The organism is Bartonella sp. AA97HXZ (assembly GCF_042196985.1).
Classification (GTDB): Bacteria; Pseudomonadota; Alphaproteobacteria; order Rhizobiales; family Rhizobiaceae; genus Bartonella.
Window position 1 is genome coordinate 1 of record NZ_JBHIRC010000110.1, and the last position, 549, is coordinate 549.

Sequence of the window (549 nt, forward strand, 5' to 3'; positions counted from 1 at the left end):
GTCTGGTTTAGGCCTCCTCAGCTACCTGCTATAATAGATAGGGTTGAGAGGGTTATGAGGGCACAGGTGTTGATTGATGGGTGAATTTGGTATATAATTGAGATGGGGGCTAGTTTTTGTCATGTGAGGAGGAGTAGGCCAGGAATTAGGGGTGTTCCTTGGGTGACCTCTGGAATTCAAAAGTGAAAGGGGGCTATTCCTAGTTTTATAGCAAGGGCAGCAGTTATTATTAATGATGGGAGTTGATTGGTGGTACTTGTTATTATTCAGTGTCCTGATAGTAGGTTGTTGAGGGTAGTTGCTATTATAAGAATTATGGATGCGGTGGATTGTATTAGGAAGTATTTGGTAGCGGCTTCTGTGGAACGGGGGTTTGTTTTTTTGATTAGAATTGGAATGAAGGCTAGTATGTTTATTTCTAGGCCTGCTCAGGCGAGAAATCAGTGTGAGCTTAGTAGTGTAGTGAGTGTGCCTGTGATTATTGTGGTGTAGATGGTGAGTTGGGCTAGGGGATTAATTAGTACGGGAAGGGTGTGACCAACATTTTCG

The 549-nt window shown here is 43.2% G+C and carries 1 protein-coding gene; it reads right to left on the minus strand.

Annotated elements, in window-relative coordinates:
- Nucleotides 1–266 precede the first annotated feature (266 nt).
- Nucleotides 267–416, minus strand: coding sequence for a hypothetical protein (locus tag ACFINE_RS09965; protein WP_375621917.1), 150 nt, complete (start codon nucleotides 414–416; stop codon nucleotides 267–269).
- Nucleotides 417–549: the final 133 nt, after the last annotated feature.